Here is a 2,731-nt window from a genome sequence, read left to right as displayed (position 1 = left end):
GCTTGGGTTTCATAGCTGCCAGCCGTCTGTCTCTTGCCACCGTTTGCTGCTTGGGTTTCATAGCTGCTGACCGCGCCAGCTGGCGCGGTCGCAAAGGGGCTTGGATTGGCCGCGGCCGTTTCATAGCCCGACTTGGCTGGAATCGTTTCATAGCTCGGGTTAGTGTTAAAAACGTCTTTCAGCGCCTGCTCCATATCTCTGGCACTTTGGTAGCGTTCTTCTTTCTTGCGGCGGGTAGCTTTGAGCAGGATAGCGTTCAAGGCCTGGCTGATGCCGGGAATTTCTGGCAGCTGGTCGGTTTGGATCCGCTTTTGATCAGCGGCTTGGTCAAGGGGACCAGGCTGCTCCATGAAGGGACTCTTCCAGCCATTGGCCAGGTAGTAGAGAGTCAGTCCCAGGCTGTAGATGTCGACTTCCTTGTCCAGGTTAGGGTAAGGATCATATTGTTCAGGAGCCGCGAAGCCAGGGGTCAGGAAACTGGAAGTTTCATAGCTGCTGGAATTGTTGGCGATGATCCGGGAAATCCCGAAGTCTCCCAGAATATACTGGAGCTTGTGCTTGCCTTCGCCGCTGATGTAGATGTTGGCTGGCTTGATGTCCCGGTGAACCACGTTTTTGCGCTCACATTCTTCGAGGGCATCGCAGATATCGATTCCGATCTTGGCGATTTCCTTTTCGCTGAACTTCTTTCCGCGGTAATTGGTCAGGGTATCGAGCTCTTTCATGACAACGAACAGGTCCAAGCGGCGCGGGTCATCCTTGTCATGGTCGTACCAGTGGTCCAGGTAGGACATGGTATGGATGCTTTCGAGCTTGTTCATCAAATCCAATTCGCGGTTGGCGTCACGGCGCAGGTCGTCTTCGCTCTTGCCGTTATTGAACCCGCGCGCGACCTCCGTGATCTTGAGGGCACGCTGTTCATCTAGGCCGGGCTCATGGTGACTGATCTCATAGACTTCGGTTTTCCCGTTGGAGCCTTCGCCAATCAGGGGGCCAACCACCCATTTGTCTTTTAGGACTTGGTCAGTGTATCTGCCGGTTTCTTTTTTCATGGTCAATCCTTTCCTGTTTAGTGAAATTGGTGGAGGACCACCGTCACGTTGTCATAGCCGCCATTCTGCTTGGCTTGCTTTACTAAAGCCTGGGCGCCAGCCGCGGGCGTGGCGGCGGCGTGGACGATTTTGAAGATTTCCTTGTTGGTGCACAGGTCGCTTAGGCCATCGCTGCATAAGAGCAGGTAGTTGCCGCTCTTGACCTGCAGCAGGTCGGTTTCAAAAATGGTCATCTTGTAGCGGCTGTCCATCCCGACAAAGCAGGTCAGTTTGTGCTTGTCTTCTTCGGGGATGTTCTTGACGTTCATTTTGGCTTCCATCTGGGCTAAAGTCTGGTCTTCAGACAATTGCTGGATGCTGTGGCGGGTAATCAGGTAGGCCCGGCTGTCGCCAACGTGAAAGAGCTTGAGCGTCTTGTCGCGCAAGAGTGCGATCGTGGCCGTGGTTCCGCCGACCTTGTTCTCGCGCCGGGCAGCGCTGATCTGCTCATTGGCCTTGGAGAAAGCCTGCCGCGTGAGCTCTTGGATTTCTGAAGGAGTTTTGCCGGGAAACTGGTCAGCGCTGGCTCGGAAGACCTGGGCCGTTTCCTTAGAGGCGATTTCCCCGCCGGCGATCCCGCCCATCCCATCGAACAGGCCCAGGCAGTGCCATTCGTCAGGGCTTAAGTTAGCATTGGCGTGAGCATGGCTGCTGGAACTGTCGTTGATTGAGCCACGAAGCAGGAAGTTGTCTTCATTGTTGTCGCGCACGCAGCCCACGTCGCTTAGTGCGGCCGCATTGCAGGAGCTGCTGCCGGTCAAGGCTTCTTTGATGGTCTCAAAGAAGCCTCTGCTTTTTTCATTCATTCTTCTTTCCTCTTTTTTGCTTTTGATTAAGAAAATAGTCGAAAAACACGTACAAATATAATATAATTTTAGCGCATTTCATCTTGAAAAAATCGAAAAAAGATGGAATTGATGACAAGGCTTCTGCTCTAAGTCAAGCAGCGGTGCCCAATTCATCAGCGTTTGAGTGAAGAATAATTTGTAACAAATTTTTCATTTTGGATAATTCAAATAATGCAAAAAAAGTTAAAATGAAAGTACGTAAACGCTAATGTAAAAAAACAGGAGGGTGCATATGAAAGAATGTCCGAAGTGCCAGGAACAAGTGACCGGAACCAGCGTGGTTTGTTTGAATTGCGGCTACTGCTTCCGGGAGGGTCTGGCAAATGCCAAAGAGTGTCCCAACTGCCATGCTTTGATGTCTGAAAAATTGAGCTTCTGCATTGATTGCGGGACGAATTTGGAGGAAGTTCCGGTTGACCACATCGGAAAGGAATGCCCGAACTGCCAGACGATCGCGGCAAGAGGCGACAACTTTTGCACGACATGTGGCTTTGACATGTCATTGATTCCGGATCCGGTTGAAGAAGCCGCCGCGTCAACAGTTCCAAGTGAGTCAACGAGCGAATCGTCATCCCCAGCGCCGGTTGCTGAATCTGAAGCGCCAGCAGCCGCGGAGGCCGCTGCCGCAACTCCTGAAGCCACTTTCGCGAAAGCAGTGTCGAGTGAGTCAACGAGTGAGTCGTCATTCCCAGCGCCGGTCGCTGAATCTGAAGCAGCAGAAGCAGAAGCCCCAGAAGCCCCGGTTTGCCCGGCGTGCGGTGCTCCAATCAAAGCCGGCGATTTGTTCTGCAT

At 52.6% G+C, this 2,731-nt stretch carries 3 protein-coding genes; 1 reads left to right on the top strand and 2 read right to left on the bottom strand.

Going from position 1 to position 2,731, the window contains the following annotated elements:
- Together OCH80_RS01515 and OCH80_RS01510 are read right to left on the bottom strand one after the other, a co-directional pair.
- Positions 1–1,052 (bottom strand): serine/threonine protein kinase (locus OCH80_RS01515; protein WP_404537332.1); only part of this gene is annotated, 1,052 nt, incomplete at its 3' end.
- Positions 1,053–1,069: 17 nt separating this feature from the next.
- Entirely contained in the window at positions 1,070–1,897 is an 828-nt protein-coding gene (locus tag OCH80_RS01510) for a PP2C family protein-serine/threonine phosphatase (RefSeq protein WP_404537330.1), read from the bottom strand.
- 274 nt (positions 1,898–2,171) lie between these two features.
- Between OCH80_RS01510 and OCH80_RS01505 the strand changes: the two genes are divergently transcribed.
- Positions 2,172–2,731, top strand: a 560-nt coding sequence (locus tag OCH80_RS01505) for a zinc ribbon domain-containing protein (protein ID WP_404537328.1), incomplete at its 3' end; no start/stop codon positions are given.

Source organism: Lactobacillus sp. 23-2 (assembly GCF_044902225.1).
GTDB classification, from domain to species: Bacteria; Bacillota; Bacilli; order Lactobacillales; family Lactobacillaceae; genus Lactobacillus; species Lactobacillus absianus.
The sequence above is the reverse complement of the archived record's forward strand: the minus strand, read 5'-3'. Positions and strand labels throughout refer to the sequence as shown.